The following is a 25,085-nucleotide window of genomic DNA, read 5'->3' on the forward strand; positions in this document are numbered from 1 at the left end:
TGCAAGCTTGGTCGCTCAATGCTCAGGTCTGAAGCGAGAATCGCACGCGGCCCGATGCTGAAGCTGGATCACAAAGGCAAACTCCTCCTGCTGGCCGCGGCAGCAATGCTCGCGAGCGCCTCGCCCGCGCTCGCCTTGGACGAGGCCAAGCCGTCGAAACCGCTCAACCTGCTCTCCTTCGCCCGCGCCCGCGCTGGCGGACCGCAGAAGCCGCAGCCGTCGGCCACCGCGACACCTGTCGACAATGCGTCGGTCCGGGCCACGGCATGGGCGGCCGAAGATTCGGGCCCCGCGGTCACCGGTGCGGTGCCGGAGACACCGGCGCCTGCCCGTCCGGCTAAGCCTGGCAGCGTCACGGCGCCGCCGACGCCTGCACCGCCGCAGGCTGCGCCGCCCCCGGACAACGAAATCGCGCTGTTCTGCAGCAACGTCGCCGATCCCGCCGTCGATGCCAGGCTGGCCTGGCAGCTCAAGGAGCTCGAGAAGGCCGAGAGCCTGCTGCGCGAGCGCATCGCCGAGGTCGAGGCCAAGCGCGCCGAATACGAGAAGTGGATGGCGCTGCGCGACGACTTCCTGAAGAAGGCCGAAGCGAGCGTCGTCGAGATCTATTCGCGCATGAAGCCCGAAGCTGCGGCGACGCAGATCGCCGGCATGGCCGACGAGACCGCCGCCGCAGTGCTCGCCAAGCTCAGCCCGCGCAGCTCGAGCGCGATCTTCAACGAGATGGACACGGCACGCGCGGCGCACCTCGCAGACCTGCTCGGCGGCATGCGTCGCGTGGACGACGGAAAGAGCAAATAGATGACCAAGCCGATCCTCATCCTCTCGCTGCTCGCGGCGTCCGTACTTCTGGCCGGTTGCTTCCATGATCCGGCCGAAGTCCTGACCGGTCCGCAGATGTCGCCCGTCGGCAGCGGCCTGCGGATGCAGGCCGATCCGATCCCGGTGACGCCGCGCATGCGCACGCCCGTCAGCTATCGCTCGACCTGGGACGACGGCACCGATCTCTACCGCGATCCGCGCGCCCGCCGCACCGGCGACGTCGTGACGGTGATCATCTCGATGCAGGACAAGGCCAAGCTCGACAACAAGACTGGCCGTTCGCGCGATTCGCAGGTCAAGTTCGGGCTCGACTGGCTGATGGACATCGCTGGATGGAACGACACGGGTTCGGCCAACGCCAATCTCAGCACCAATACCCAGATCAAGGGCAACGGCCAGATCGACCGCACCGAGGACATCAGGCTCTCGATCGCGGCCGTCGTCACCGACGTGCTGCCGAACGGCAATATGATGATCAGCGGCTCGCAGGAATTTCGCGTCAACACGGAGATGCGCGTGCTCAAGGTCGGCGGCATCGTGCGTCCGCGCGATATCTCGCGAGCCAACACCATCTCCTACGACAAGATCGCCGAGGCGCGCGTGTCCTATGGCGGGCGCGGAAATCTGTCGGACGTGCAGCAGCCTGGATGGGGACACCGGATCTATGACGCCGTGGCACCATTCTGAGGCCCGAGCCGGCTGGATCGCGCCGCGATGGCAGGAGACGCCATGCGCCTGATCGCTGCCATCGTCGTGCTGACCCTGATCGCGATCGGCGCGGGCGCGATTGCCGGTCTGCATCTGATCGCGACCGCCGAGCGGGTTGCCGACGCGAAGAAGAACGCCACGTCCCCGCCGATCGCGTCGAGCTACACCGGCAGTGCGCGGCTCCGGAAATTGTCCCCGATCGTGACCAATCTCGCCGCGCCGGCCAACAATTGGGCGCGCATCGAAGCCTCTATGGTGACCGACAGCATGAGCGACGAGGATGCCGGCATTCTGGCCGCCCACATCAGCGAGGACATCGTGACCTATCTGCGGTCGGCGACAGTGGCGCAGTTCGAAGGATCGCGCGGGCTCCAGCATCTGCGCGACGACCTGACCGAGCGCGCCAGTATCCGCTCGTCAGGCAAGGTCCGCGAATTGATCATCGAAACGCTGGTGATCCAGTGAGGGTGAAAGTCCTGCTGCTCGCGCTGGTTCTGGTCGTGCTGCCCGAAGCGGCGCTGGCCCAGATTCCCGACCTGAATTCGCTGCTGCCGCCCGGAAACGGCTCGACAAGCGGCCGGATCATCCAACTGATGGCGCTGATCACGGTGCTGTCGGTGGCGCCGGGGTTGCTGATCATGGTGACGAGCTTCACGCGATTTGCGGTGGCGTTGTCGTTCCTGCGCGCAGGTCTCGGCCTCCAGACCACGCCTGCCAACCTGGTGCTGATCAGTCTCGCGCTGTTCATGACCTTCTATGTCATGGCGCCGACCTTCGACCGGGCCTGGGAAACCGGCGTCCAGCCGCTGATGAAGAACGAGATCTCGGAAGAGGAAGCCTATCTGAAGATCACCGATCCGTTCCGCGAGTTCATGCTGGCCCATGTCCGCGACAAGGATCTCCAGACCTTCGAAGCGCTCGCCGCCGAAAGCTTCCGCAGGAAGTTCGACGACAAGCGGGTCGATCTGCGCGTCATCATTCCGGCCTTCATGATCTCCGAGCTCCGGCGCTCGTTCGAGATCGGATTCCTCATCATCCTGCCGTTCCTGGTGATCGACATGATCGTGGCGACGCTGACCATGTCGATGGGCATGATGATGATGCCGCCGACGATCCTCGCGCTGCCGTTCAAGATGCTGTTCTTCGTGCTGATCGACGGCTGGAATCTGCTGGCCTCCGGGCTGGTCCGCTCGTTCTCGTGAGCACTGGCCGGCCGGTTATGGTTAAGCGAAAGGTGCTGGATTTGGTTAGCGGCGCGTTATTTTAACCATATGATTCTACTGCGGAATTCAAGCTCGTCTTAATCCGGAAGCAAGATTCGGCGTGCTAGCAATGCGGCACGGCGGGTTGGACCCACACAGATCGGTCCAAAGGCATGATGCCGCCCTTCCGTACCGGTGAAAGCCCGGTATGTCCCCTCGTGAAAATGTAAACGCGTACATAAAGGGACATTCGCAATGTCAAGCCTGCTTACGAACTCGACTGCCATGACCGCACTCCAGACCCTGCGGTCTGTGGGTTCGCAACTCTCCACCACGCAGAACCGGATCTCGACCGGCCAGCGCGTCGCCACCGCGTCGGACAACGCCGCCTATTGGTCGATCGCAACGTCGATGCGCTCCGACAACGCTGCGCTCTCGGCGGTGTCCGACTCGCTCGGCCTGTCGGCCGCGACCGTCGACACCGAATATACCGCTCTGACCTCGGTGATCGGCGACAAGGACTCGGGTCTGACCAAGCTCCAGGCGCTGCTGGTCCAGTCCAAGACCGCAGGTATCGATCGCACCAAGATCCAGGCGGACATCACCCAGATCCAGCAGGACATGAAGCTGAAGGCCAACTCGGCGACTTTCAACGGCATCAACTGGCTGAGCACCACGACGGGTACCACCCCGACGAGCTTCAGCCTCGTGTCATCCTACTCGCGCGTCGGCGGCACGCCCACCATCGGCTCGATCACGGTGACGACGGCCAACTACACGCTCTACTCGACCACGCAGACCGGCATTCTGGATACCGTGGCCGGCAGTGCGTCGGTCGACACGATCAACATCGCCGCGCTGACCGACTCGGCGGCCGACCAGACCACGCTCGATGGCTACATCGCGCAGGTCACGACTGCAATCAACTCGGTGGCCTCGGCCGCCGCCAATCTCGGTGCCGTCAAGAACCGTATCTCGACCAACACGAACTTCGTGAAGTCGCTGATGGACTCGGTTGACCGCGGTGTCGGTCAGCTCGTCGACGCCGACATGAACGCGGAATCCACCCGCCTGGCCGCCCTTCAGGTCCAGCAGCAGCTCGGCGTGCAGGCGCTCTCGATCGCCAACAACAGCAGCCAGAGCATCCTGTCGCTGTTCCGCTAAGACGGAAGTCATCGGGGAGGGCCGCGCTTCTCGCGAAGCGCGGCCCTTTCGCTTGGGCAGCCACGCGCGCCCAAGTCCGGCCGCCTGTTGCGGCCGGAACACAGGGCCACAAGCCCCGCACAAGCTTCGCTCGCTAACCTCGCCGCTACGACAGATTGGGCCTTGAACCCGCGTTTGCGGCACGCCCAAAGGCATGACGCCGCCCTGTCGTACCGGTGCAAGCCCGGTATGTCCCCAACTCAAGTCAATCTTCAAAGGGACATCAAAATGGGTTCTAGTCTTCTCACCAACTCCTCCGCCATGACCGCGTTGCAGACCCTGCGGTCTGTCAGCACGCAACTCGCCACCACGCAGAACCGGATTTCCACCGGTCAGCGCGTGTCCACCGCCTCGGACAACGCCGCCTATTGGTCGATTGCGACCTCGATGCGCTCCGACAACGCCGCGCTGTCCGCTGTCTCCGACTCGCTCGGCCTGTCGGCTGCCACCGTGGACACCGAATATACCGCTCTGACCTCGGTGATCGGCGACAAGGAATCCGGTCTGACCAAGCTCCAGGCGCTGCTGGTCGAAGCCAAGACCGCGGGTATCGACCGCACCAAGATCCAGGCGGACATCACCCAGATCCAGCAGGACATGAAGCTGAAGGCCAATTCGGCGACCTTCAACGGCATCAACTGGCTGAGCACGACGACGGGTACCACCCCGACGAGCTTCAACCTCGTGTCGTCCTACTCCCGCGTCGGCGGTACGCCCACCATCGGCTCGATCACCGTGACGACCGCCAACTACACGCTGTACTCCACGACGCAGACCGGCATTCTGGATACCGTGGCCGGCAGCGCTTCGGTCGACACGATCAACATCTCCGCGCTGACTGACTCGGCGGCCGACCAGACCACGCTCGATGCCTACATCGCGCAGGTCACCGCCGCCATCAACTCGGTGGCCTCGGCCGCTGCCGATCTCGGCGCGGTCAAGAACCGCATCTCGACCAACACGGAATTCGTCAAGACCCTGATGGACTCCGTGGATCGCGGCGTCGGCCAGCTCGTCGACGCCGACATGAACGCGGAATCGACCCGCCTTCAGGCCCTGCAGACCCAGCAGCAGCTCGGCGTTCAGGCGCTGTCGATCGCCAACCAGAACAGCCAGAGCATCCTGTCGCTGTTCCGCGGCTAAGCGGCGCTCTCGAAAACGACCGTGCTCCCTCAGGGAGCACGGTCTCCGCCGTGATGGTGGGCGCCGACTCGCGACGTGCCGGCAATCGAACCTTCGTCATACGTCTTGCGACATGCCGCGGCCGGTCGGGCTGCCGTGCGCCCGAGCGCTCGCTCGCGGCTGCCAAACCGATTGCGTCGCCCCGTCTTGCATAATTGCAACGCCTCGCCAGCGAACCCACACATTCGCGCCTCGCGCAACCTTCAGACAAGGTTGGCAGCTGAGTGTCGTCACCATTCGCATTGGTACGAGGTCATATGCTCAGTCGTGCGCAGGTACAGCAACTGCTCAACAATCTGCTGGAGCTTGGGCCGCGACGCCTGATGGCCTTGGGACTGATCGGTTTTGCGGTTCTCGTCACCGTCGTCGGCGGCGCCTATTATCTCAGCCGCCCCGAGTTCGAAACGCTCTACACCGGCCTCACCCGCGAAGATGTGACGCGCATCGGCGCGGCACTGCGCGAGCAGAACATCACCTTCGACGTCAATTCCGCCGGCGATGCGGTCTCGGTGCGTCCAAGCCAGACCATGCAGGCGCGGATGCTGCTCGCCGAGAAGGGGCTGCCGACCAGCGCCAATTCCGGTTACGAGCTGTTCGACAAGATCGGCTCGCTCGGGCTGACCTCGTTCATGCAGGAGGTCACCAAGCTGCGCGCGCTCGAAGGCGAGATCGCCCGCACCGTCCAGCTGATGAAGGGCGTGAAGGCGGCGCGCGTGCATATCGTGCTGCCGGTGCGCGGCTCGTTCCGCGCCACGCAGCAGCCGCCTTCGGCATCGGTCGTGCTGCGCACCGACGGCGCGATCGAGGCGCGCACGGCACAGTCGATCCGGCATCTCGTCGCCGCCGCCATTCCCGGCATGAGCCGCGACAAGGTGACGGTGCTCGATGCCGACGGCTCGATGCTGCTCGCCGAAGAGGACGAGGCCAGCGCCGCGCCAACCAAGATGGCGAGCCTGCAGAAGACGGTCAGCGGCATGGTGCAGGAGAGCATCCGCAAGGCGCTGACGCCGTATCTGGGCCTCGACAATTTCGAGGTGAGCGTCGCTCCGCAGCTGTCCACCGACAAGCGGCAGATCAACGAGACGGTCTACGATCCCGAGAACCGCGCCGAGCGCTCGGTGCGGGCCGTACGCGAGAAGGAATCCTCGCAGAACGCCGACCGCTCGTCGCCGACCACGGTGCAGCAGAATCTCCCCGACCAGCAGGTGAATGCGGGCGGCGGCAAGAACTCCAGCGAGGACAAGACCCGCCGCGAGGACGTCACCAATTTCGAGGTCTCCTCCAAGACCACAACGACGGTCAGCGACGGCTATTCGGTCAAGAAGCTGTTCATCGCCGTCCTGGTGAATCGCGCTCGGCTGGTTGCCGATCTCGGCGACAAGAGCAACCAGGCCATCATCGACAGCAAGCTCGCCGAGATCAGCCAGCTCGCGGCGACCGCGGGCGGATTGGACAAGGCGCGCGGCGATCAGATCCAGGTGACGGCCGTCGATTTCATCGAGGGCTCGCGTGAGCTGGCGCCGGTGCCGCCGATCAGCTTCGTCGAGATGATCAACAAGCAGCTCGGCAGCGTCATCAACGCGATCACGATCCTGGCCGTGGCTTCGATGCTGGTCTGGTTCGGGCTGCGGCCGGCGGTCAACGGCATCCTGACCCATCGCGCGGAGCAGGAGCAGGCCGAGGCGGCCGAGGCCGCCCAGCTCGAGGCCTCGGCGGCCCTTGCGCTGCCCGACGGCGAGGAGGCCGAGCTCAACCTCGTCGAAGACCTCGAAGGCAAGATGCAGCGAACGCCGCAGAAGCGGCTCGAGCAGATCGTCCGGCTCGATCAGACGCAGGCGGCGGCGATCCTTAAAGACTGGATGCGACGCGAGGAGGCGGCATGAACGCGGCAATCGGAAAACTCCTGACGCAGTTCGATGCGAACGGCCGGGTCAAGTCGTCGCCGCCGCCCCCGCCTCCGAAAATCCAGGACGTGCTGACCAGGCCAAAGGAGGCGAGGCGCGATCCGCAGCCTCAATCGCAGCCGCAGGCCCACACGCAGCTTCAGGCTCAGTCCCCTGCGCCCGCGACGGAAGCGCCGCCGGTCAATCTCCTGGACGATGCCTATCGGCGCGGCCATGCCGCGGGCGTCGCGGAAGGCGGCGCCAAATTGGCCGAGGAGCGCGTCCGCAGTGCGATCCGGCTCGGCGAAGAGCGGGCCAAATGGTCCGACCAGCAGGCGGTCGCGATCGTCAGCGGCTTCGAGGCGGCCTGCCGCGAGATCGAGACCAACATCGCAAGCTCCGTGGCGCGGATCCTGCTGCCGTTCCTCGCCGATGCGGTGCGCGACAAGGCGATCGGATCGCTGGTCGAGCAGATCGCGGCGCTGACCGGCAGCTCGTCGGCGCCCGCCTTCAAGGTCACCGGCCCGAGCGAGCTGCTGGACCTCGTGAAGACGCAGCTCGAGGCGTCCAGGCGAACGGGCATCGCATACGTGGCCGCCGAGACGCTCGAGGTGCGCGTCGTGGCCGACCAGACCGTGATCGAGACGCAGATCTCCGCCTGGAGTGAACGCCTCAAGGAAGCGCGCCGGTAGTCCGCCATGGAGGAGGTCAAGCATGAGATCGTGATCGTCCGCCGCCGCAGCGCCTTCGCCGAGGAGGCGCATCACGGCGGCGTCTGGAAGATCGCCTATGCGGACTTCATGACCGCGATGATGGCGTTCTTCCTGGTCATGTGGCTGCTCAACGCGCTCAACCAGGACCAGAAGCAGGTCGTCGCGAGCTATTTCAATCCGATCAAGCTCGCTGAGAACTCACCTGCCCCAAAGGGCCTCAAGGATCTCTCCAACAAGGAGCCGTCGTCGTTCGAAGGCCAGGACGGCAAGCGTCAGCCGGCCGGTACGAACGAGGAAAGGCGCGGCGATTCTCCGACGGCTGAGAAGCCGGCCTCTTTCGAGGAGAAGGTCCTGTTCCGTGACCCCTATGCGACGCTCGCCGAGATCGCCAACAGCGCGAACCAGTCGACGGGCCAGCGGCGCGCCGGCGCTCTGACCTCCGCTGAAGAGGACGGCCTGAAGGGGGGCGATGCCTATCGCGATCCATTCGATCCCGGCTATTGGAAGCTGGCGCCACAGGCGTCCAAGGACGCCGATCGCTTCATCGAGAGCGAGCCGAAGCCGAATGCCTCCGCGCGAGACGGCGCAGCCGGAGCAAATCCGGGCGAGGTGCAGGCGCGCCGGAGCAGGACGGATGATGCCGGCGGCAACGTGGCTCCGGGCCCGGAGAGCTCGTCCTCAAGTCTGTCGCCGCTGGTGCCGCCGGGCGCCGCACCGACGCAGTCGCCGCGCGAGGGCAGCGCCCAAGCTGGCGTTCAGGTGAGCACCGCCCCGCAGGCTCGTCTCAACGATACGGCCAAGGAAACCGAAGCGCGCGACGCGGCGCAAACGCAGCAGCCCACCCTCAAGCAGCTTCAGTCCGCGGTCGCGGAGGCGCTGTCGGACATCAAAGCAGGGGCGGGGCCGGCGGCCGAGGTGCGTCAGGTCGAGGAAGGGCTCCTGGTCAGCCTCACCGACGATGTGAGCTTCGGCATGTTCGCGGTCGGCTCGGCGGAGCCGCGGCCCGAGCTGATCCGCGTGATCGACAAGATCGGGCCGCTGCTGATGAAGCGCCAGGGCATGATCATCGTCCGCGGGCATACCGACAATCGGCCGTATCGATCGGAAACCTACGACAATTGGAGGCTGTCGACCGCGCGTGCGCAGATGGCCTATTACATGTTGGTCCGTTCCGGCGTCGATGCGCGGCGGATCGAGCATATCGAAGGTTACGCCGATCGGCGGCCGAAGCTCCCGAACGATCCGGCGGCCGCCCAGAACCGCCGGATCGAAATCCTGATCCGGGAGAAGCGACCTTGATCAGGCTGCTGCGCCGCGCCGTCTTGCTGCTGCCGTTCATCGCGGCAAATGCGCTTGCCCAGCCTGCACCCCAGGGAAGCGAACCCTATGAGCTCGTCCGCGCGCTGCAAGCGGTGCAGGACGGCATCGCCAATGGCGACACCGCCGCACATGGCAGTCATATCGCGCTGATCCGGCAAATCGGCGAGAAGTTTCTCGCGGCCGATCCCGCGGTGTGGAGCAATCCGCGGAACGGCCAGGCGGTCGTTATCTACCTGCTCAGCGGCGGTGCGCCGCAAATCGTCCGCAAACTACCGCGCGACAAGTTGAACGTCGACGAGCGGCTGTTCAACGGTGCGCTCGCCTATGTCGAGGGTCGCCAAGAGGAAGCACGGGAGCTGCTCAAGGAGATCAAGCCGCGGACGATTCCTTCGGGACTGGGCGGACAGGTCGCGCTGGTTCAGGGCGCGCTGTTCGCGCGCGCCGAGGCCTCGCTCGCGATCGAGCGCCTGGACGATGCGCGCCTGCTGTTGCCCGGCACGCTGGTCGAGGAGGCGGCCCTGCGGCGCGAGATCCTGCTGGTGGGGCAGGCGGAGGATTTCGAGAAGTTCGAGTTCCTGACGCTGGCCTATATCCGCCATTACCGCAACTCGATCTATGCGGGCGATTTCTGGCAGCGCTTCTCCGCGGGGCTGACGCAATCGAGCCTGGCACTCGACGAGCGCCGCTTTGCGCGGATCTCAGCCTTGCTCGAGCAGATCGATCGCGCCAGCCGCCTCAAGCTCTATCTCATGATGGCGCGCGCCGCGATGGTGCGCGGACGGCTGACCGTGACCCGACTTGCGGGCGAGCGGGCATTGACCCTGAGCGCGGATGCATCGGCGGAACGCGAGCGCGCCCATTTCCTCCGCGGCGCCTCGCGCGTGCTCACCGACGAATATGACGGCGGTCTCGCCGAACTGAAGGCGCTCGACCGGTCGAAGCTGCCCGAACGCGACGTCCCCCTTCTCAATGCCACGGTGCAGCTCGCGCTCGACGTTCGCAAGCCGTTCGCGGGCGGATCCGCCGCGGCAGCGGACAAGCCTCCGGCAACGCCGGCGCGACTCGATTTGGCGTCATCGACCGCGACGCTCGCACGCGCGCAGAAGCAGCTCGGGGAGCTCGAACTCCTGACCAAGGATCGCCGGCCATGACCAAGCTCAGTGGAACCTCCGGACAGCTCTTCAACGGTCTCGCCGAGAGTCTCAACATGCGCGGGTCGCGCGCGGCAAAGGGTGCCGCGACCAAACCACAGGCGAACTCGTCCTTCAACGATCTGCTCCACACCGTCTCGAACCTCGCCAAGCAGGCGCTGAGCGAAGACGGCAGCGAGGCGGCCGCGAAGACCAGAACGCTGCGCACGTGTCCGATCCATCCGGCCGAGCAGGAGCAGCCGAAGGAGGCGGCGCTGCGCGAACGCGTCGCGACCATTGCTGATCCAAAGTCCATGGACGAGACCTCCGACACCAAGTCCGACAAGCTGGCGGAGCAACCACGTCCGGTCGATCATCTCACCGGGACAGATCGCCAGGATCAATCCGGCATCGCTGTGATGGTCGGGCAGGAGATCGCTGCTGTGTCTGCCGTGAAGCCGCAGATGCAAGTGCCCTCCGCAGACAAGGACGCGCCCGCGCGTGACGAGCGGTCGCCCTCGGCGAGGCACGAGGCACCGGGCGCGGTGAAGGCGGCGACCGGCGATGCCGGTCCATCCAGTCCTGCCCCGGCCGGCGCGCGCTCGCAGGCGGCGGCTTCGCAAGCGATGGCGGCGTCGCAATCTGCGCTGACGCAAGGTGCGGAAGCCTCGAGCGCAAGGCCGGCATCACCCGGCTTCGAGGCGGTTACGGCCGATGTCGAGCGCGCTGCCAAGGCTTCGGCGCGCGCCGCGCTACCCGAGACAACCAAGGTCACCGTGGTCCAGCAGGAAACCCATCTGCCACCGGCGCAGTTCAACGCCCCGCAGCAGGTTGCCAATGCAGTCGTCGCCGAGCTGAAGGAGTCCTCGGCACCGGCTGCGTCCGCGGCACCCGATCTCGCCGCATCCCAGACCAACGCACCGGATCAGCCGCTCAGGATCCTGACGGTCAATCTCGAACCGCCCGCCCTCGGCAACGTCACGGTGCGCCTGCGTCTCGTCGGCACCGAAGTGTCCGTCCAGCTCGCGGCCGAGCGCAAGGACACGAGCCAGATGCTCGACCAGCAGCGCGACCAGATCCGCGAGCTCATGCAGTCGGCCGGCTACGTCGCCGACGTCGCGCCGGTCCAGCACGGCTCGCTGGACGGATTCCAGAGCGGCTCCGGCCAGTCCCAGCCCCAGCTCTCGGGCCAGCAACAATCCTCGCCGCAGTCGCAAGGCGCGTTCGGCGGTGCCGGCACGTCGTCGGGGCAATCCGACGGCGGCGCGAAACAGGCTCGCCAGGAGCGCCAGTTCAACCAGGAGACGCGTCATGAGCAGGACGTGGCGCCGCATCACCGTCGCGGCCCTGTTTATCTGTAACGCGAGCGCTTCGGAAGCCGCCGCCGAGACTGCGCGCCCCTGCGAGCGCGAGATGGCGCGCGCGGCCCGGCAGCATGGGATTCCGCTCGGCATTCTCTATGCGGTCGGCCTCACCGAGACCGGCCGGCGCGGCGCGCTCCATCCTTACGCGCTCGGGGCCGACGGCCAGACCGTGTTCGCGAAGGACATCAACGATGCAATCGCGAATTTCGAGGCCATGCGCAGCAAAGGCATCAAGCTGATCGATCTCGGCTGCATGCAGATCAACCATTATTATCACGCCGAAAAGTTCGCTTCGGTCCGGGCGATGTTCGATCCCGCGGGGAACGTCGAATACGCCGCGCGGTTCCTGAAGGAGTTGAAGCAGCGCGAGGGCAGCTGGACCATGGCTGTCGCGCGCTACAACGCGGGTCCCAACAATCAGCCGGCGCAGAAGCGCTATGTCTGTCACATCGTTGCGCATCTCGTCTCGAGCGGTTTCGGCGCGTGGACGGACAAGGCGCGCTCGTTCTGCCAGCCCAAGACGAGCTGAAGCAGAGCTGACCGGACCACGACAAGTTGTGCATCGCGCCCAATCATCAGCCCCGCGCAAGCAAGAACCCCCATTGTAGCTGCAACCTACCAAAGGAGCCCAATTCATGAGCCTGTATGGTGTTATGCGCACCGGCGTTTCCGGGATGAACGCGCAGTCCAACAAGCTGTCGACGGTCTCGGACAACATCGCCAACGTCAACACGACGGGCTACAAGCGGGCTTCGACGGAGTTCTCCTCGCTAATCCTGAAGAGCGGCTCCGGCAATTACGATTCCGGCGCTGTCGAAACCAAGGTCCGCTATGCCATCAGCGACGGGGGCAATACGCAGTATACCACGTCGACCACGGACCTCCGCGTCCAGGGCAATGGCTTCTTCGTGGTGTCGAACGCCAACAACACGCAGCAATATCTGACGCGGGCCGGCTCGTTCGTGCCCGACAGCCAGGGCAATCTGGTCAACGGGGCCGGCTTTTATCTTCTCGGCCAGCCCGGCAACGTGACCAACTTCTCGCAGAACAGCCTGTCCGGGATGCAGATCGTCAACATCGCCCAGGTCTCGCAGGTGCCGGTGCCGTCAACGGCGGGAACGCTCACGACCGGCAATTTGGATCCGAAAGCGGCTGTCATTGCTGGCCCACCCGGCCCGGCGTCATATTCATCGAAGAGCTCGATCGTGGCCTACAACAATATCGGCCAGGCCGTTACGCTCGACGTCTATATGTCCCACACGGCGACGGCTGCCGGCTCGGATACCTGGCAGATCGGGGTCTACGACTCCGCGACAGGCACCTCGCTCGGCGCCGCCACCACTTTCACCTTCGACACCACGGCGGCCGGCAGGGGCGCGCTCGCCGCGGCGAGCCCGACCGGTCTCGCCTTCACCGTTCCCGGAGGTGCGGCGATGACCTTTGACCTGTCGAACTTGACCCAGGTCGGCACCGACTTCAGCTTCAAGGCCACTGTCAATGGCAGCGTTCCCTCGGCGATCGACAAGGTCGATATCGACGATGCCGGCCATGTGACGGCGATCCTCAAGAACGGGCAGCAGCTGACGCTCTACACCATCATGCTCGCCGACGTCGCGAGCCCCGACAATCTGACGCCCGAGCCCGGCAACGTCTATTCGACCAACATGAATTCCGGCAACGCGCAGGTCGGAAATGCCGGCACGGGTGGGCTCGGCACGATCCAGTCCAGTGCCCTGGAGGACTCCAACGTCGACCTTGCGGACGAACTCACCGGCATGATCGAGGCCCAGCGCGGCTTCACGGCGAACTCGAAATCGTTCCAGACCGGCTCGGATCTGCTGGATGTCGTCGTCAACTTGAAGCGCTGAATTCCTAGGCGCTCGTTTCGGGCAAGAGCACGCCATGTCGCTTACCGCCGCTCTCAACTCGGCTCGCTCCTCGCTCATGGCGTCGAGCGTTCAGTCGTCGGTCATCTCGCGCAACATCGCCGGTGCCAGCGCCACCGGCTATTCGCGCAAGCTCACCGTGCTGGACAATCTGCCCGGCGCCGGCGTCTATGTCGCGGCGATCCAGCGCGCCGCCAGCTCGGGCCTCTACAACAACGTCCTGATCGCGACCTCGTCGTCCGCCAAGCAGACCGCGATCTATGACGGCCTGCAGAAGATCGCCACCGCGACGGTGGACGATCCGGAGCTCGACCAGTCGCCGACGGCGCAGCTCAACGCGCTGAAGCAGGCGTTGCAGAAATATGCCAACGCCCCTGACAACGCCACCCTGGCGCAGGCGGCCGTCGCGTCCGCCAGGGACATGGCGACCGCGCTCAACCAGGCGACCCGGACCGTGCAGTCGGTCCGCGAAAGCGCCGATGCCGACATGAAGACGTCGGTTCAGAATATCAACCAGTTGCTCTCCCGGTTCGAGACCGTGAACACCGCGATCGTGAAAGGCACGATCTCCGGCGACGACATCACCGACTATCTCGATCAGCGCGACAGCATCGTCTCGCAGCTGTCGCAGGAGGTCGGCGTCAACATGTCGATCCGCCCCAACGGCGACGCGGCGCTCTACGCCGATAGCGGCGTGGTGCTGTTCGACAAGACGGCGCGGACGGTGAGCTTTGCGCCGACGAATGCCTACACCGCCGGCACCACGGGCAACGCCGTCTACATCGACGGGGTCCCGGTGACCGGCGCCAATTCGGTGATGCCGCTGAAGTCGGGCAAGCTCGCAGGCCTCGCCCAGCTGCGCGACCAGGACACCGTCACCTATCAGGGCCAGCTCGACGAAATCGCGCGCGGCCTGATCAATACGTTCAGGGAAAGCGATCAGACCGCCGCGGCGCTGCCCGACGTTCCCGGTCTCTTCACCTATCCGGGCGCGCCGGCGATGCCGGCGAGCGCGACCGTCTCGGTGGGCCTCGCCGGCACGATCTCGGTCGCGGCCTCGGTCGATCCGAGCCTGGGCGGCAACCCGAATTTGCTACGCGACGGCGCGATCAGCGGCAACCCCGCCTACCAATACAACACCGCCGGCAACGGCGGCTATTCGGCCCGACTGCAGCAGCTCATCGGCGGCATGGATGCCGCGCAGCCGTTCGATGCAACGACGCAAGGCAAGCCGAGCGGCAGCCTGATCGACTTCGCATCATCATCGGCGAGCTGGATCGAAAACCAGCGCAAGACCGCCGACGCCAACTCCGAGTACCAGAGCACATTGCTCAACCGCAGCATCACGGCGTTGTCAAACGTCAACGGCGTCAACATGGACGACGAAATGGCCTTGATGCTCCAGGTCGAGCGAACCTATTCGGCCTCGTCGAAGATCATCTCGACCGTCGATGAAATGCTGCAGAGCCTGCTGGCCGCCGTGGGGAACTGAGCCATGATGAGCGCGAATTACGTTTCCACCCTGATGCTGTCCTCGTCGTTGAGGTATTCGATCACGAACAACCAGGCGGCGCTGAGCAAGGCCTCGACCGAAGCGACCACCGGCCGCTTCTACGACGTTGGTCTGGAACTCGGTGCGACGACGGGAAGCGACCTCACGCTGCGGGCGGACTGGAGCTTTGCCGATCAGCTCGTCGACACCAACGGTCTCGTCTCGGGACGCCTGGACGTGACGCAGAACAGGATCACCCAGCTCAACAAGACCGCGACCGACTTCCTCAAGGATCTGATCGCGGCCCGCAGCACCGACGGCGGCGGGCGGGTCATCCTGCCGCCTGCATCCTCCAATCTCCAGGACCTGATCGGCGCGTTGAATGTCTCCTATAACGGCTCGTCGCTGTTCTCGGGCATCAACACGCAGAACGCGCCCATCACGCCGTACGCCGCGGGCTCGGCCAGCAAGAACCAGGTCGATGCCGATTTTCTCGCGGCCTTCGGCTTCCCGCAATCCTCGCCCGCCGTGGCCACCATTACGCCGGCCCAGATGCAGACCTTCCTGGACACCACCTTCGATGCTGGGTTCGCGAGCCCGGCCTGGAACACCAACTGGTCCTCGGCGACGGACCAGACCATGCAAAGCCGAATCTCCACCACCGAGATCGCGGACACGTCAGTGAGCGCCAACGAGATCGGCTTCCGCAGGCTCGCCGAGGCCTACACCATGATGGCCGATCTCGGGAACGTGAAGCTGAGCCAGGAGACGTTCCAGGTCGTGGTGGACAAGGCCATCGGGCTGGTCGGCAACGCCATCAACGATCTCGCTGCGCTGGGCGGCAGCGTCGGCACGGTCCAGCAGCGGGTCACCACCGCAACCGCCAAGCTCAAGACGCAGCAGGACATTCTGAACAATCAGATCGTCGGAATGGAAGCGGTCGACCCGACCGAAGCCTCGGTCCGCGTCAATACGCTGCAGACACAGATCCAGACCGCGCTGGCGCTCACCGCGCAGCTCCAGAAGATCAGCCTCATCAATTATCTCTGAGCCAAGGCTGCGCTGTCAGGCTCGTAACCTTTGTCCAGTTGTTCGGTTTTCTGCGAAGAGTGGTCCTGATGACGTTTGAAGCCTATGAAGCGGTCGTTGACGATAGTGGCTATGAGGCGCGCAGCCGTGAGCGGCAGGCACTCAGCCTTGGCATCGACCGGCTCGAGCGGATCCAGAAGGGACGTTTCAGCCCCGAGGATCAGGTCGAGAGCCTGCTCTATGTGCGGCGGCTGTGGACGATCTTCATCGAGGATCTCGCGCACCCGGACAACGGCCTGCCGGACAAGCTGCGTGCCGACATCATCTCGATCGGCCTGTGGGTGGTCAAGGAAGCCGATCGTCTCCGCGAGCAGCGGTCCAGCGACGTGGTGCAGCTCATCGAAATCAACCGCCTGATCCGAGACGCGCTTTAATGAAGATCTCCTTGCGCGCGGGCGAACGGGTCTACATCAACGGCGCGGTGCTCCGCGTCGACCGCAAGGTCTCCGTCGAGCTCGTCAACGACGTGATGTTCCTGCTCGAAGGGCAGGTCATGCAGGCGTCCGACGCCACCACGGCCCTGCGGCAGCTCTATTTCATCGTCCAGCTCATGCTGATGAACCCGACCGACGTTCGCGACGCTGCGGCGCTCTACGCCCAGCATCACGCGGCCCTCTGTGCCGTTTGCGAGAACCGCGAGATGCTCGATGGGCTCGGCGCGATCCACGAACTGGTTGGGGCGACCCGCTATTTCGAGGCGCTCAAGCGGATTCGCGCGTTGTTTCCGGTGGAGCAGGCCATCCTGGCCGGCGCCGCCGCCGTTTCCCCAGTCGAAGCTGCCTGACAGCGGAGAGACAAGATGAACGTCACCAGCGCGACCGACAGCACCAGCAGATCCAGTTCGACCGACACCAACTCGACGACGTCGAGCAACAGCGTGGACTACAACACGTTTCTCCAGCTCCTCATCGCCCAGATGAAGAACCAGGATCCGACCAATCCCATGGACACCGCGCAGTATATGAGCCAGTTCGCCCAGCTCTCGACGGTCGAGCAGGCGATGCAGACGAATGCGAAGCTGGACGCGCTGCTGTCCTCGCAGTCCTTGTCGCAGGCCAACGGGCTGATCGGGAAGACGGTCAGCTTCACCGACTCGACCGGCGCGACCTTCAGCGGCAAGGTCGTCTCGGTCTCCATCAACAGCGACGGCTCCATCGCGACGCTTCAGGACGGCACCAAGGTCGCGGTCGGACCGGGCCTCACGATCAGCCAGTCATGAACGAGCGGGACGCCCTCGATATCGTCCAGGCGGCGATCTGGACCATCATCGTCGCCTCCGGGCCTGCGGTCGGCGCAGCCATGCTGGTCGGCACCGTCATCGCGCTGATCCAGGCGCTGACCCAGATCCAGGAGGTGACGCTGACCTTTGTTCCGAAGATCATCGTCATTCTCCTGGTCGTTGCCGTCTCCGGCTCCTTCATCGGCGCGCATCTGTCGACCTTCACTGAGATGGTCTATTCCAGGATCGAGCGCGGCTTCTGATCCGGACGGCCCGGCACCATCCCCGCGTAAGCTTTGCGCGGCAGATTGCGGGCGGACCCCTCTGCCGGTGACCCCATGGCCGATACGTTAGCTGCTAGCCCGCCCAATCAGCGCCGCCTCGGAACGGATGCCTTTTTCGCCGCCGGCATCGTGACCATGCTCACGATCCTGTTCCTGCCGATTCCTCCGATCCTGATCGACCTCGGCCTCGCGTTCTCGATCGCGTTGTCGGCCCTGATCCTGATGGTGGCGCTGTGGATTCAGCGCCCGCTCGACTTCTCTGCTTTCCCGACCGTTCTGCTGATCGCGACGATCCTGCGCCTGGCGCTGAACATCGCGACGACGCGCCTGATCCTGTCACGGGGCGGGGAGGGTGAACATGCGGCGGGCCATGTCGTTGCAGGCTTCTCGAAGTTCGTCATGGGCGGCGACTTCGTGATCGGTCTCATCATCTTCGCGATCCTGGTGACGGTGAATTTCGTCGTGATCACCAAGGGCGCGACGCGTATCGCCGAAGTCGGCGCCCGTTTCACCCTGGACGCCATCCCGGGCAAGCAGATGGCGATCGATGCGGACCTGTCCGCCGGCTTGATCGACGACAAGGAAGCGCAGCGACGGCGCCGCGAGCTCGAAGAAGAGAGCGCGTTCTTCGGCGCCATGGACGGCGCCTCGAAATTCGTCCGTGGCGACGCCATTGCCGGTCTCATCATCACCGCGATCAACATCTTCGGCGGCATCGTCATCGGCGTCACCCATCACGGATTGACTCTGTCCCGCGCGGCCGACGTCTACACCAAGCTCTCCGTCGGCGATGGTCTGGTGTCGCAGATGCCGGCGCTGATCGTGTCGCTGTCGGCGGGCCTCCTGGTCTCCAAGGGCGGCACCACGGGCTCGGCGGAGCAGGCGGTGCTGCGGCAGCTCGGCGGCTATCCGCGCGCGGTGTCGGCCGCCGCGCTGATGATGTTCGTGCTCGCTTTGATGCCGGGACTGCCGATGGCGCCGTTTGTGCTGCTTGGGGGTGTCATGGCCTTCGTCGGCTATTCGTTGCCGAAGCGGCAGGCTGCGCTGAAGCAGAAGGAGGAGGCCCGCAAGGCCGACGAGCGCGCGCAGGCTGAGGCCAAGGAGTCCGTCAAGGAGCAGCTCAAGACCGCCGAGATCGAGCTGGCGCTCGGCGGCCACCTTTCAATCCATCTGTTGGGCTCGCGCACCGAGCTTGCCCACCGCGTGGCCAAGATCCGCAAGAAATTCGCCAAGCAGTACGGCTTCGTCATTCCCGAGATCAAGCTCACGGACAATCTGTCGATCGATCCCAAGAGCTACCAGATAAGGATTCACGACACGCGCGTTGCCCATGGCGAGCTCAGGCTCGGCGAGGTGCTGGTGCTGGTCGACAAGGACGGCAAGCCCGACGTGCCGGGCGACGAGGTGATCGAGCCTGCGTTCGGCATGAAGGCGCTGTGGGTGACGGAAGCCTTCACCGACGAAGTCAAGCGGCAGGGCTGCAAGCCGGTCGACAATCTGTCGGTGCTGCTCACGCATTTGAGCGAAGTGATCAGGGCGAACCTTGCCCAGCTGCTGTCCTACAAGGACATGCGTGCCCTGCTCGACCGGCTCGATCCCGAATACAAGCGCCTGGTCGAGGATCTCTGCCCGTCGCAGATCTCCTATTCGGGCCTGCTGGCGATCCTGAAGATCCTGCTTGCCGAGCGAGTCTCCATTCGCAATCTTCACCTGATCCTCGAGGCGATCGCCGAGATCGCGCCCCATGTGCGGCGCTCCGAGCAGGTGGCGGAGCACGTTCGGACCCGGCTCGCCCAGCAGATCTGCGGCGATCTCTCCGACAATGGCGTGCTCAACGTGGTTCGTCTCGGTAACCGCTGGGACCTCGCTTTCCACCAGAGCCTGAAGCGCGATGCCAAGGGGGACGTCGTCGAGTTCGACGCAGACCCGCGCCTGATCGAGCAGTTCGCGACCGAAGCCAGCGCCGCGATCCGGAAATTCACCGAGAGCGGCACCAGCGTGGTGCTGGCAGTGACGCCGGAAGCGCGCCCCTATGTCCGGATGATCCTGGAGCGGGTGTTCCCGACTTTGCCGATCCTGTCGCATGTCGAAGTCGCGCGCAGCGCCGAGATCAGGGCGCTCGGAGCCATATCGTGATCTCAGGGCTCGCCGACAGCGTGCTGGTGACGTTCATCGTGTTTTGCCGCATCGGCGCCTGCCTGATGCTGGTGCCCGGCTATTCCAGCGTCAACGTTCCGCCCCAGGTGCGCCTGTTCGTCGCACTGGTCACGACGTTTGCACTGACGCCGATCCTGATTGCCGTCCTGAAGCCGCTCACGGACAACGCGGCTCCCCTGACGCTCGCGCTCCTGATCTGCTCCGAGCTCGTGGTCGGCAGCGTCATCGGGCTCGGCGGGCGCGTGTTCTTCCTCGCCCTCCAGACCATGGCGACCATGATGGCGAGCGCGATCGGGCTGAGCAACATCCCGGGCACACCGATCGCCGACACCGATCCGGCGCCGGCCCTGGTGCCGCTGATCATGGCGGCCGTCACCACGCTGTTCTTCATGACCGACCAGCACTGGCAGGTGCTACGGGGGCTGATGAACTCCTACGACGTCTGGAAGCCCGGCAGCAGGCTGGGCGGCAGCGTCGCGCTCGAGCTGCTCGTCGGCCGCCTTTCGGAAGCGTTCGTGCTGACGCTGCGGATCTCGAGCCCTTTCATCGTCTATTCGGTCATCGTCAACCTGGCGGTCGGCCTGATCAACAAGCTGACGCCGGCCATTCCGGTCTATTTCATCTCGGTGCCCTTCGTGCTGTTCGGCGGCTTCCTGCTGCTCTACCTCACCAGCGACGAGCTGCTGACGCAGTTCATGCTGGGCGTGTCGTCGTGGCTGGCGGAGTGACCGGGTCATGACATCGCGCGCGGACAAGCTCGGCCGGATGGTCTCGCTGGTGAAGCTGCAGCTCCGGCTCTCCGAATGGCAGCTCGCGCAATTGCGGCAGCAGGAGCGCAGCCTGCAGGACGAGCAGGAATGGCTGGTCGGAGCCTTGAACGATGGAAAGCCGCCGGCGGGATCGTCGAACGAATCGATCGCGCGGCGTCTCAACAGGGCGAGCGTCGGCGCCCGTGCGGTGCAGGCGCAGGCCGTGCAGCAGCTCGATCAGGTTCGCCGGGAGACCCGCCGCGTGAAACAGCTCGAGGAGGTCGCCAAGGCCGCACTCGCAGACAAGCTCCGCGATGCCGAGAAGCGCTCGCTCGAGGACATGACGGGAACGAGCCTTACCGTGCACGCCTGGACGCCACAGCCAGCCAACCGGAACAAGACATGATCGTGACAGCGACGCCCGACCTCGTCCTCGACGTCCTCGAAGCCGCGGACCCCGCGACGCAGCGCGCCGCGACCGCGAAGCTCGACGCGCTGAAATCGTCGGACGCCGATTTCGCCGCCACGATGGAGGCGGAAGTCGGCAAGGCCAAAGCGGCGACCGCCGATCAAGCCGCGGCGAAAGTCGCGGAAGCGCAGTCGGGTGCCGTGAATGGCGCGCCGGTGCAGGTGATCAAGGCGCCGGCATCCGGCGAGGTTTACCGGAAGTTCGAAGCCTTCATCCTCCAGACCTTCGTCGAGACGATGTTGCCGAAGGAGTCGGAGGAGGTCTTCGGCAAGGGCACGGCTGGCGGCGTCTGGAAGTCGATGCTTGCAGAGCAGCTCGGCAGTCAGCTGGCAAAGGGCAACGGTGTCGGCATCGCCCGGCAGCTCGCCGCTGCGCATCCGGCTGGAGCGGACGCTGCGAAGGCCAAATCATGATCCGCGAACGGGTGACAGAAGTTGAGAGGTGAATTTCCAATGCAGGCACAAGAAGGCGCGGTGGCCGTGGCGATGGACCAGGCGGTCGCGGACACCGAGATGATGACGACGGAAGCCGCAGCGAGCGATGCGCTGCTGCCCGTGTTGCTGCCGATCGGGGGTGGCGAGGCAAGGGTCGACGCCGCGGACACGGTGAGATCGGACGAGATGCGTGGCCTGCTGGCCGCAATCCGCCGGCTCGCGACTATCGTCGAGGAGGAGACGACTGCGCTCGCGACCGGCCAGAAGATCGATTTCGACGATTTCAGCGCGCGGAAGAGCCGGAGCATGCTCGAGTTCGTCCGCCTGATGCGGGCGCGGATGCACCTCGGCGGCGAGGTCGAGATCAGCGAGGAGATTCAGCGGCTGCGCGAGAAGCTCGAGCGGAATCGTTCCATTCTGGAAATGCACTACGACGCGGTCCGCGAAGTCGCGAGCATCATCGTCAAGGCGGTCAAGGACGCCGAGTCCGACGGCACCTATACCGGTCGCACGGCGCAGGACGGAAAATGATCAGGCTGGTGCTGGCCGGGCTCTGGGTATGCATCCTCACGGCGGGCACGAGCTATGCCGTTGCCTATTGGAAGGAGAAGGGCAACCTGCTGCCGGCGAAGGACGAATATCTCGAAGGGCTGCAATATCACAAGACGCGGGCGCTGAGCGTGCCGATGGTCGAGAACGGCAATGTCCAGGGCTACATCGTCGCCCGCTTCGTCTACACCATGGAGGCGCGGACCATGCACCAGCTGAACGTCCCGCCGGAGCCGTTCGTCGTCGACGAGGCCTTCCGCAGGATCTATGCCGACGATCGTCTCGACTTCAGGAAGCTCGCCCGTTACGACCTCGCCATCCTGACGACGGCCATCAAGCAGCGCGTCAACGAACGGATGCAGGGTGACATTGTCCAGGACGTCCTGGTCGAGGACTTCAACTACGTCTCCAAGGAAGAATTCCAGCAGAAGCCGTAGCTCTTTTCTGCGGCCATCCTTCGAGAGGCCGCTACGCGGCTCCTCAGGATGAGGACGGAATGCGCGGCGCCGGTCTCAGCGCGCACCGGGGCCGATTAGCCTCATCCTGAGGCGGCGCGTCAGCGCCGTCTCGAAGGACGAGGCGTGCGCTCAGCTCGCCGCCAAAAGTGCAACGGCCTCCGCGAAGCTGCTTCGCAGAGGCCGTTGCCGGTTCGTGGCGCTGTCCTGCCCTGTCAGTTGCCGGCCGGGTATGCCGCGGGGGCGGCCTGCGTCCTGTTCAGTAGGATGCCGACGTCCTCGAGCTCCTGCACCGGCTCGTCGAGAGTTTCGCCCGCCGGGATGTTGAGGCGGTAACCGACGTAACGCCTTGCCACTATCGCGTCGAAGCCGAGGCGGTCGCGGAGCTTCTTGCGCAGCTTGCTGACGTGGCTCTCGATCACGCTCTCGTCGAAGGTGGACTCGAAGATGCCGTAGACCGCATTGAAGATCTGCGTCTTGGTGATCCACTTGCCGTGATTGGCCACCATATATTCGAGAATGCGCAGTTCGCGGCGGGGCAGGGTGAGGGCGTGGCCCGCGATTTCGGGATCACGGCCGTTGAAGAAGACCTGGATCCTGCTCTCGCAGGGCCTCGGCAGCTCGCCCACCCGGCGGCGCGCGATCGCGGCCGTTCGTGCCAGGATCTCGCGCAGGTGGATCGGCACGTGCACGACGTCGTCCACGCCCGATTCGAACAGCTCCAGCGTGTTCTTGAGCATCTTCTGGCCGCTCATGGCAATGATGGGAGCCGAGGAGCGCTTGCGCATCGCCCGCGGCAGGCTTCCGCGGGCATCGCAATCGCCGAGGAGAAAAGCGTCCACCGCCGCCAGATCGGACTCGCTCGCAGATTGCAGCCAGTCCCAGAATTCTCCGGAGGAGAACCCGATCGACGATACGCCTTCGCGAACGAGCCCTCCGACATAGCTGTTCGCGACGCTCTCACGATCATCAACGATAATATACATCAGTCTTTCGCCCCTGTTTCGCACTTGTTGCGGCCGGTTGGTTGTTGTGATGCTCCGGCTCGGCAACGATGCTGTTTGACGACATTCCATCCCGCGAACCGTTGTTGTGGTTTCGATATTCGCGGGCAGCCCTACGCGTTCAGTGCCTGCGTCTCGCAGGCCTGTTACTTCAACTCGATACTGAAACGCTTACTGCGTTGAGGCTCGGCGGGTGTCTTACTGATCACCTCGCGGAGCAGATTGAGAAACGACCTAGAACAGTTGCGCCAAGTTGCTCATCGCGTCCGAACACTGCTGAACCATGTCGATCTCCTCGCCAACTGGCGAGAATCACTTGAGTAGAACCGTAGCGATTGCCGATTCCCGATCAAGCGTGCGAAAGAAAGCGATTGCTACACGCACTTGATGCTGTTGATTTGTTTCTGGTTGTTTCTTGATGCATCCAAACGTATCAGTTGATTTTGATGCTGAACTAGTTTTGCATTGTGATGGTTGTATAGTTCCGCATCCCCGTACAATTACAGCTATTTCGGGTGGTGCTCCGGGGCACGCACATTGATGGGTTTTCAACCCCGGATTGACTCTGGAACTCGCTTTTCCGCATGCGGAAGTTCGACTCACGTCTGCGCCGCGCCTCCAGCTTGATGAAATCTTGGCGAGTGTGTGTCTTTCGAGTCGCACTATCGCCACGTGTATGGCGCGATCGACTCATGCGACGTCGCATCGCGCGCGATGAACGGCTTTCGACCCGCACGTTTCAGGCAAGCTTCGACAGATAACGTCGTCGCTCGACAGACCGAACCGAACGGAGCATTTTCATATGTTGTCCGATGGACAAGCTCGTCCCAACGCGACCGCGGACGCTTCCGCGGCGGCGAAGCCAGCGCCGGAGGCGAGCGATTCAATGGACAACGCGGCGCGGACGACCAAGCCTGCCGCGAGCGCAAAGCGCGTATCGGCGACGGCGAGCGACGAGGCTCTCGCAAAGGAGGCACTCGACGGCTTGAAGCGGATTCGTGCCAAGGCCCGCCTCGACAAGATGGCGATCCCGAAGCCGGCGCCGGTCGTGATCAAGCCGGCCGTGATCGTGGCGAAGCCGCCGCCACCCCGTCCGACCTGGGTCGCGCCGCTCGCAACTCTGGCGGTCGCTGCCATGCTGGTGGTCTGCGCCTGCACCGGCGTGATCGCCTATCTCACCACCCAGCCCGCGCCAAACAACGTTGCGGCCAATGCAGAGATCAGGATTCTGCGCGAGACCGTCGCGCAACTGCGCAAGCAAGTGTCGGGCGTGTCTGAAAACCTCGATGGCTTGCGGACCGCGGTCGATCAATCCAGCAAGGTCACGAACGATCGCTTCGGCCGGTTTGCCGAGAATCTCGACCGGATCGAGCGGGTGAGCTCGTCCTCTACGGTGAAGCTCGACAAGCTCGCTCAGGTGCAAGCCCAAGCCCAAGCTCCCGCGCCGGCGACGGTGCAGACGCAGCCGGTGTCAGCGCAAGGGCCGATGATGGCCGCGGTCGCCGCGCCCGAATTCACGGGATCGGTGCCTGCACCCGAGCGTGCATTGGCGCCGCGCAAGGCGATCAAGGGCTGGTCGGTCCGCCAGGCCTATGAGGGAATTGCGATCCTGCAGGGCCCGAACGGTGTCATCGAAGCCGTGCTGGGACAACAGGTGCCCGGTCTTGGCCGCATCGAAGAGATCAGGAACGAGAACGGGCGCCTGGTGGTGGAATCAAGCGGCGGCGTCATCTATTCGTCGCGCAAGGCAACGCCCTGAACGAGCCGCCTT

General features: G+C 64.6%; 27 protein-coding genes. 26 read left to right on the forward strand and 1 reads right to left on the reverse strand.

From position 1 onward, the window contains the following. Positions 1-54 precede the first annotated feature (54 nt). The 25 genes from N2605_RS07060 to N2605_RS07180 all read left to right on the forward strand — a co-directional run bounded on the left by N2605_RS07060 (position 55) and on the right by N2605_RS07180 (position 22,292). Positions 55-801: a MotE family protein gene (locus N2605_RS07060; RefSeq protein ID WP_225146810.1), complete on the forward strand. Its 747-nt coding sequence runs from the start codon at positions 55-57 to the stop codon at positions 799-801. Then, positions 802-1,509 (forward strand): flagellar basal body L-ring protein FlgH, encoded by a 708-nt coding sequence (flgH, locus tag N2605_RS07065; RefSeq protein ID WP_057030122.1) that lies wholly within the window; start codon positions 802-804, stop codon positions 1,507-1,509. Between the two features lie 42 nt (positions 1,510-1,551). After that, the gene (locus N2605_RS07070) at positions 1,552-1,995 is read left to right on the forward strand and encodes a flagellar basal body-associated FliL family protein (protein WP_225146811.1); all 444 of its coding nucleotides are present in this window, start codon (positions 1,552-1,554) and stop codon (positions 1,993-1,995) included. Further along, positions 1,992-2,732 (forward strand): flagellar type III secretion system pore protein FliP, encoded by a 741-nt coding sequence (gene fliP, locus N2605_RS07075; RefSeq protein ID WP_225112060.1) that lies wholly within the window; start codon positions 1,992-1,994, stop codon positions 2,730-2,732. The genes N2605_RS07070 and fliP overlap by 4 nt, the downstream gene beginning before the upstream one ends. 255 nt (positions 2,733-2,987) lie before the next feature. After that, a complete protein-coding gene (locus N2605_RS07080; RefSeq protein WP_057030125.1) occupies positions 2,988-3,896 on the forward strand; it encodes a flagellin N-terminal helical domain-containing protein in 909 nt (302 codons plus the stop codon). A 267-nt stretch (positions 3,897-4,163) separates the two neighbouring features. Continuing rightward, positions 4,164-5,078 (forward strand): flagellin N-terminal helical domain-containing protein, encoded by a 915-nt coding sequence (locus N2605_RS07085; RefSeq protein ID WP_057030126.1) that lies wholly within the window; start codon positions 4,164-4,166, stop codon positions 5,076-5,078. A 296-nt stretch (positions 5,079-5,374) separates the two neighbouring features. Next, complete coding sequence (fliF, locus tag N2605_RS07090) at positions 5,375-7,000, forward strand: flagellar basal-body MS-ring/collar protein FliF (RefSeq protein ID WP_036007021.1); 1,626 nt, start codon at positions 5,375-5,377, stop codon at positions 6,998-7,000. Next, a complete protein-coding gene (locus tag N2605_RS07095; protein ID WP_260346178.1) occupies positions 6,997-7,692 on the forward strand; it encodes a FliH/SctL family protein in 696 nt (231 codons plus the stop codon). Before fliF ends, N2605_RS07095 begins: the two co-directional genes overlap by 4 nt. A 6-nt stretch (positions 7,693-7,698) precedes the next feature. Continuing rightward, positions 7,699-9,012 carry a MotB family protein gene (locus N2605_RS07100; protein WP_260346179.1) on the forward strand — a complete coding sequence of 438 codons (1,314 nt, stop codon included), beginning with the start codon at positions 7,699-7,701 and terminating at the stop codon, positions 9,010-9,012. After that, positions 9,009-10,184 carry a chemotaxis protein gene (locus N2605_RS07105; RefSeq protein ID WP_036027420.1) on the forward strand — a complete coding sequence of 392 codons (1,176 nt, stop codon included), beginning with the start codon at positions 9,009-9,011 and terminating at the stop codon, positions 10,182-10,184. The genes N2605_RS07100 and N2605_RS07105 overlap by 4 nt, the downstream gene beginning before the upstream one ends. After that, entirely contained in the window at positions 10,181-11,524 is a 1,344-nt protein-coding gene (gene fliK / locus N2605_RS07110) for a flagellar hook-length control protein FliK (protein ID WP_260346181.1), read from the forward strand. Before N2605_RS07105 ends, fliK begins: the two co-directional genes overlap by 4 nt. Then, positions 11,475-12,056, forward strand: a complete 582-nt coding sequence (locus N2605_RS07115) for a transglycosylase SLT domain-containing protein (RefSeq protein WP_036007033.1) — start codon at positions 11,475-11,477, stop codon at positions 12,054-12,056. The genes fliK and N2605_RS07115 overlap by 50 nt, the downstream gene beginning before the upstream one ends. Before the next feature lie 106 nt (positions 12,057-12,162). Next, positions 12,163-13,395 (forward strand): flagellar hook protein FlgE, encoded by a 1,233-nt coding sequence (locus N2605_RS07120; protein WP_025034317.1) that lies wholly within the window; start codon positions 12,163-12,165, stop codon positions 13,393-13,395. Between the two features lie 34 nt (positions 13,396-13,429). After that, complete coding sequence (flgK, locus tag N2605_RS07125; protein WP_225126162.1) at positions 13,430-14,905, forward strand: flagellar hook-associated protein FlgK; 1,476 nt, start codon at positions 13,430-13,432, stop codon at positions 14,903-14,905. A gap of 3 nt (positions 14,906-14,908) precedes the next feature. Beyond that, the gene (locus N2605_RS07130; RefSeq protein ID WP_260346182.1) at positions 14,909-15,955 is read left to right on the forward strand and encodes a flagellar hook-associated family protein; all 1,047 of its coding nucleotides are present in this window, start codon (positions 14,909-14,911) and stop codon (positions 15,953-15,955) included. Positions 15,956-16,023: 68 nt separating this feature from the next. Continuing rightward, positions 16,024-16,368: a flagellar biosynthesis regulator FlaF gene (flaF, locus tag N2605_RS07135; RefSeq protein ID WP_036007043.1), complete on the forward strand. Its 345-nt coding sequence runs from the start codon at positions 16,024-16,026 to the stop codon at positions 16,366-16,368. After that, on the forward strand, positions 16,368-16,778 hold the full coding sequence (gene flbT, locus N2605_RS07140) for a flagellar biosynthesis repressor FlbT (protein ID WP_036007045.1): 411 nt from the start codon (positions 16,368-16,370) through the stop codon (positions 16,776-16,778). The genes flaF and flbT overlap by 1 nt, the downstream gene beginning before the upstream one ends. 15 nt (positions 16,779-16,793) lie before the next feature. After that, positions 16,794-17,213: a flagellar hook assembly protein FlgD gene (gene flgD, locus N2605_RS07145; RefSeq protein ID WP_036007048.1), complete on the forward strand. Its 420-nt coding sequence runs from the start codon at positions 16,794-16,796 to the stop codon at positions 17,211-17,213. Beyond that, complete coding sequence (gene fliQ, locus N2605_RS07150; protein WP_025034323.1) at positions 17,210-17,476, forward strand: flagellar biosynthesis protein FliQ; 267 nt, start codon at positions 17,210-17,212, stop codon at positions 17,474-17,476. The genes flgD and fliQ overlap by 4 nt, the downstream gene beginning before the upstream one ends. A 75-nt stretch (positions 17,477-17,551) precedes the next feature. Next, positions 17,552-19,633, forward strand: a complete 2,082-nt coding sequence (gene flhA, locus N2605_RS07155; RefSeq protein WP_036027411.1) for a flagellar biosynthesis protein FlhA — start codon at positions 17,552-17,554, stop codon at positions 19,631-19,633. Further along, positions 19,630-20,382: a flagellar biosynthesis protein FliR gene (fliR, locus tag N2605_RS07160; RefSeq protein ID WP_036007054.1), complete on the forward strand. Its 753-nt coding sequence runs from the start codon at positions 19,630-19,632 to the stop codon at positions 20,380-20,382. The genes flhA and fliR overlap by 4 nt, the downstream gene beginning before the upstream one ends. A gap of 7 nt (positions 20,383-20,389) precedes the next feature. Next, positions 20,390-20,809, forward strand: coding sequence for a hypothetical protein (locus tag N2605_RS07165; protein ID WP_260346183.1), 420 nt, complete (start codon positions 20,390-20,392; stop codon positions 20,807-20,809). After that, a complete protein-coding gene (locus N2605_RS07170; protein WP_260346184.1) occupies positions 20,806-21,285 on the forward strand; it encodes a rod-binding protein in 480 nt (159 codons plus the stop codon). The genes N2605_RS07165 and N2605_RS07170 overlap by 4 nt, the downstream gene beginning before the upstream one ends. Positions 21,286-21,324: 39 nt before the next feature. Next, on the forward strand, positions 21,325-21,837 hold the full coding sequence (locus tag N2605_RS07175; protein ID WP_260346185.1) for a flagellar biosynthesis protein FlgN: 513 nt from the start codon (positions 21,325-21,327) through the stop codon (positions 21,835-21,837). Beyond that, positions 21,834-22,292, forward strand: coding sequence for a hypothetical protein (locus tag N2605_RS07180; protein WP_057030136.1), 459 nt, complete (start codon positions 21,834-21,836; stop codon positions 22,290-22,292). The genes N2605_RS07175 and N2605_RS07180 overlap by 4 nt, the downstream gene beginning before the upstream one ends. A gap of 233 nt (positions 22,293-22,525) precedes the next feature. Here N2605_RS07180 and N2605_RS07185 read toward each other — a convergent pair whose 3' ends face one another. Continuing rightward, entirely contained in the window at positions 22,526-23,296 is a 771-nt protein-coding gene (locus N2605_RS07185) for a response regulator transcription factor (RefSeq protein WP_036027407.1), read from the reverse strand. 820 nt (positions 23,297-24,116) lie between these two features. Here N2605_RS07185 and N2605_RS07190 point away from each other — a divergent pair. Then, the gene (locus N2605_RS07190) at positions 24,117-25,073 is read left to right on the forward strand and encodes a hypothetical protein (RefSeq protein ID WP_036027405.1); all 957 of its coding nucleotides are present in this window, start codon (positions 24,117-24,119) and stop codon (positions 25,071-25,073) included. Positions 25,074-25,085: the final 12 nt, after the last annotated feature.

It is taken from the genome of Bradyrhizobium yuanmingense (genome assembly GCF_025200905.1).
Lineage (GTDB): Bacteria > Pseudomonadota > Alphaproteobacteria > Rhizobiales > Xanthobacteraceae > Bradyrhizobium > Bradyrhizobium yuanmingense.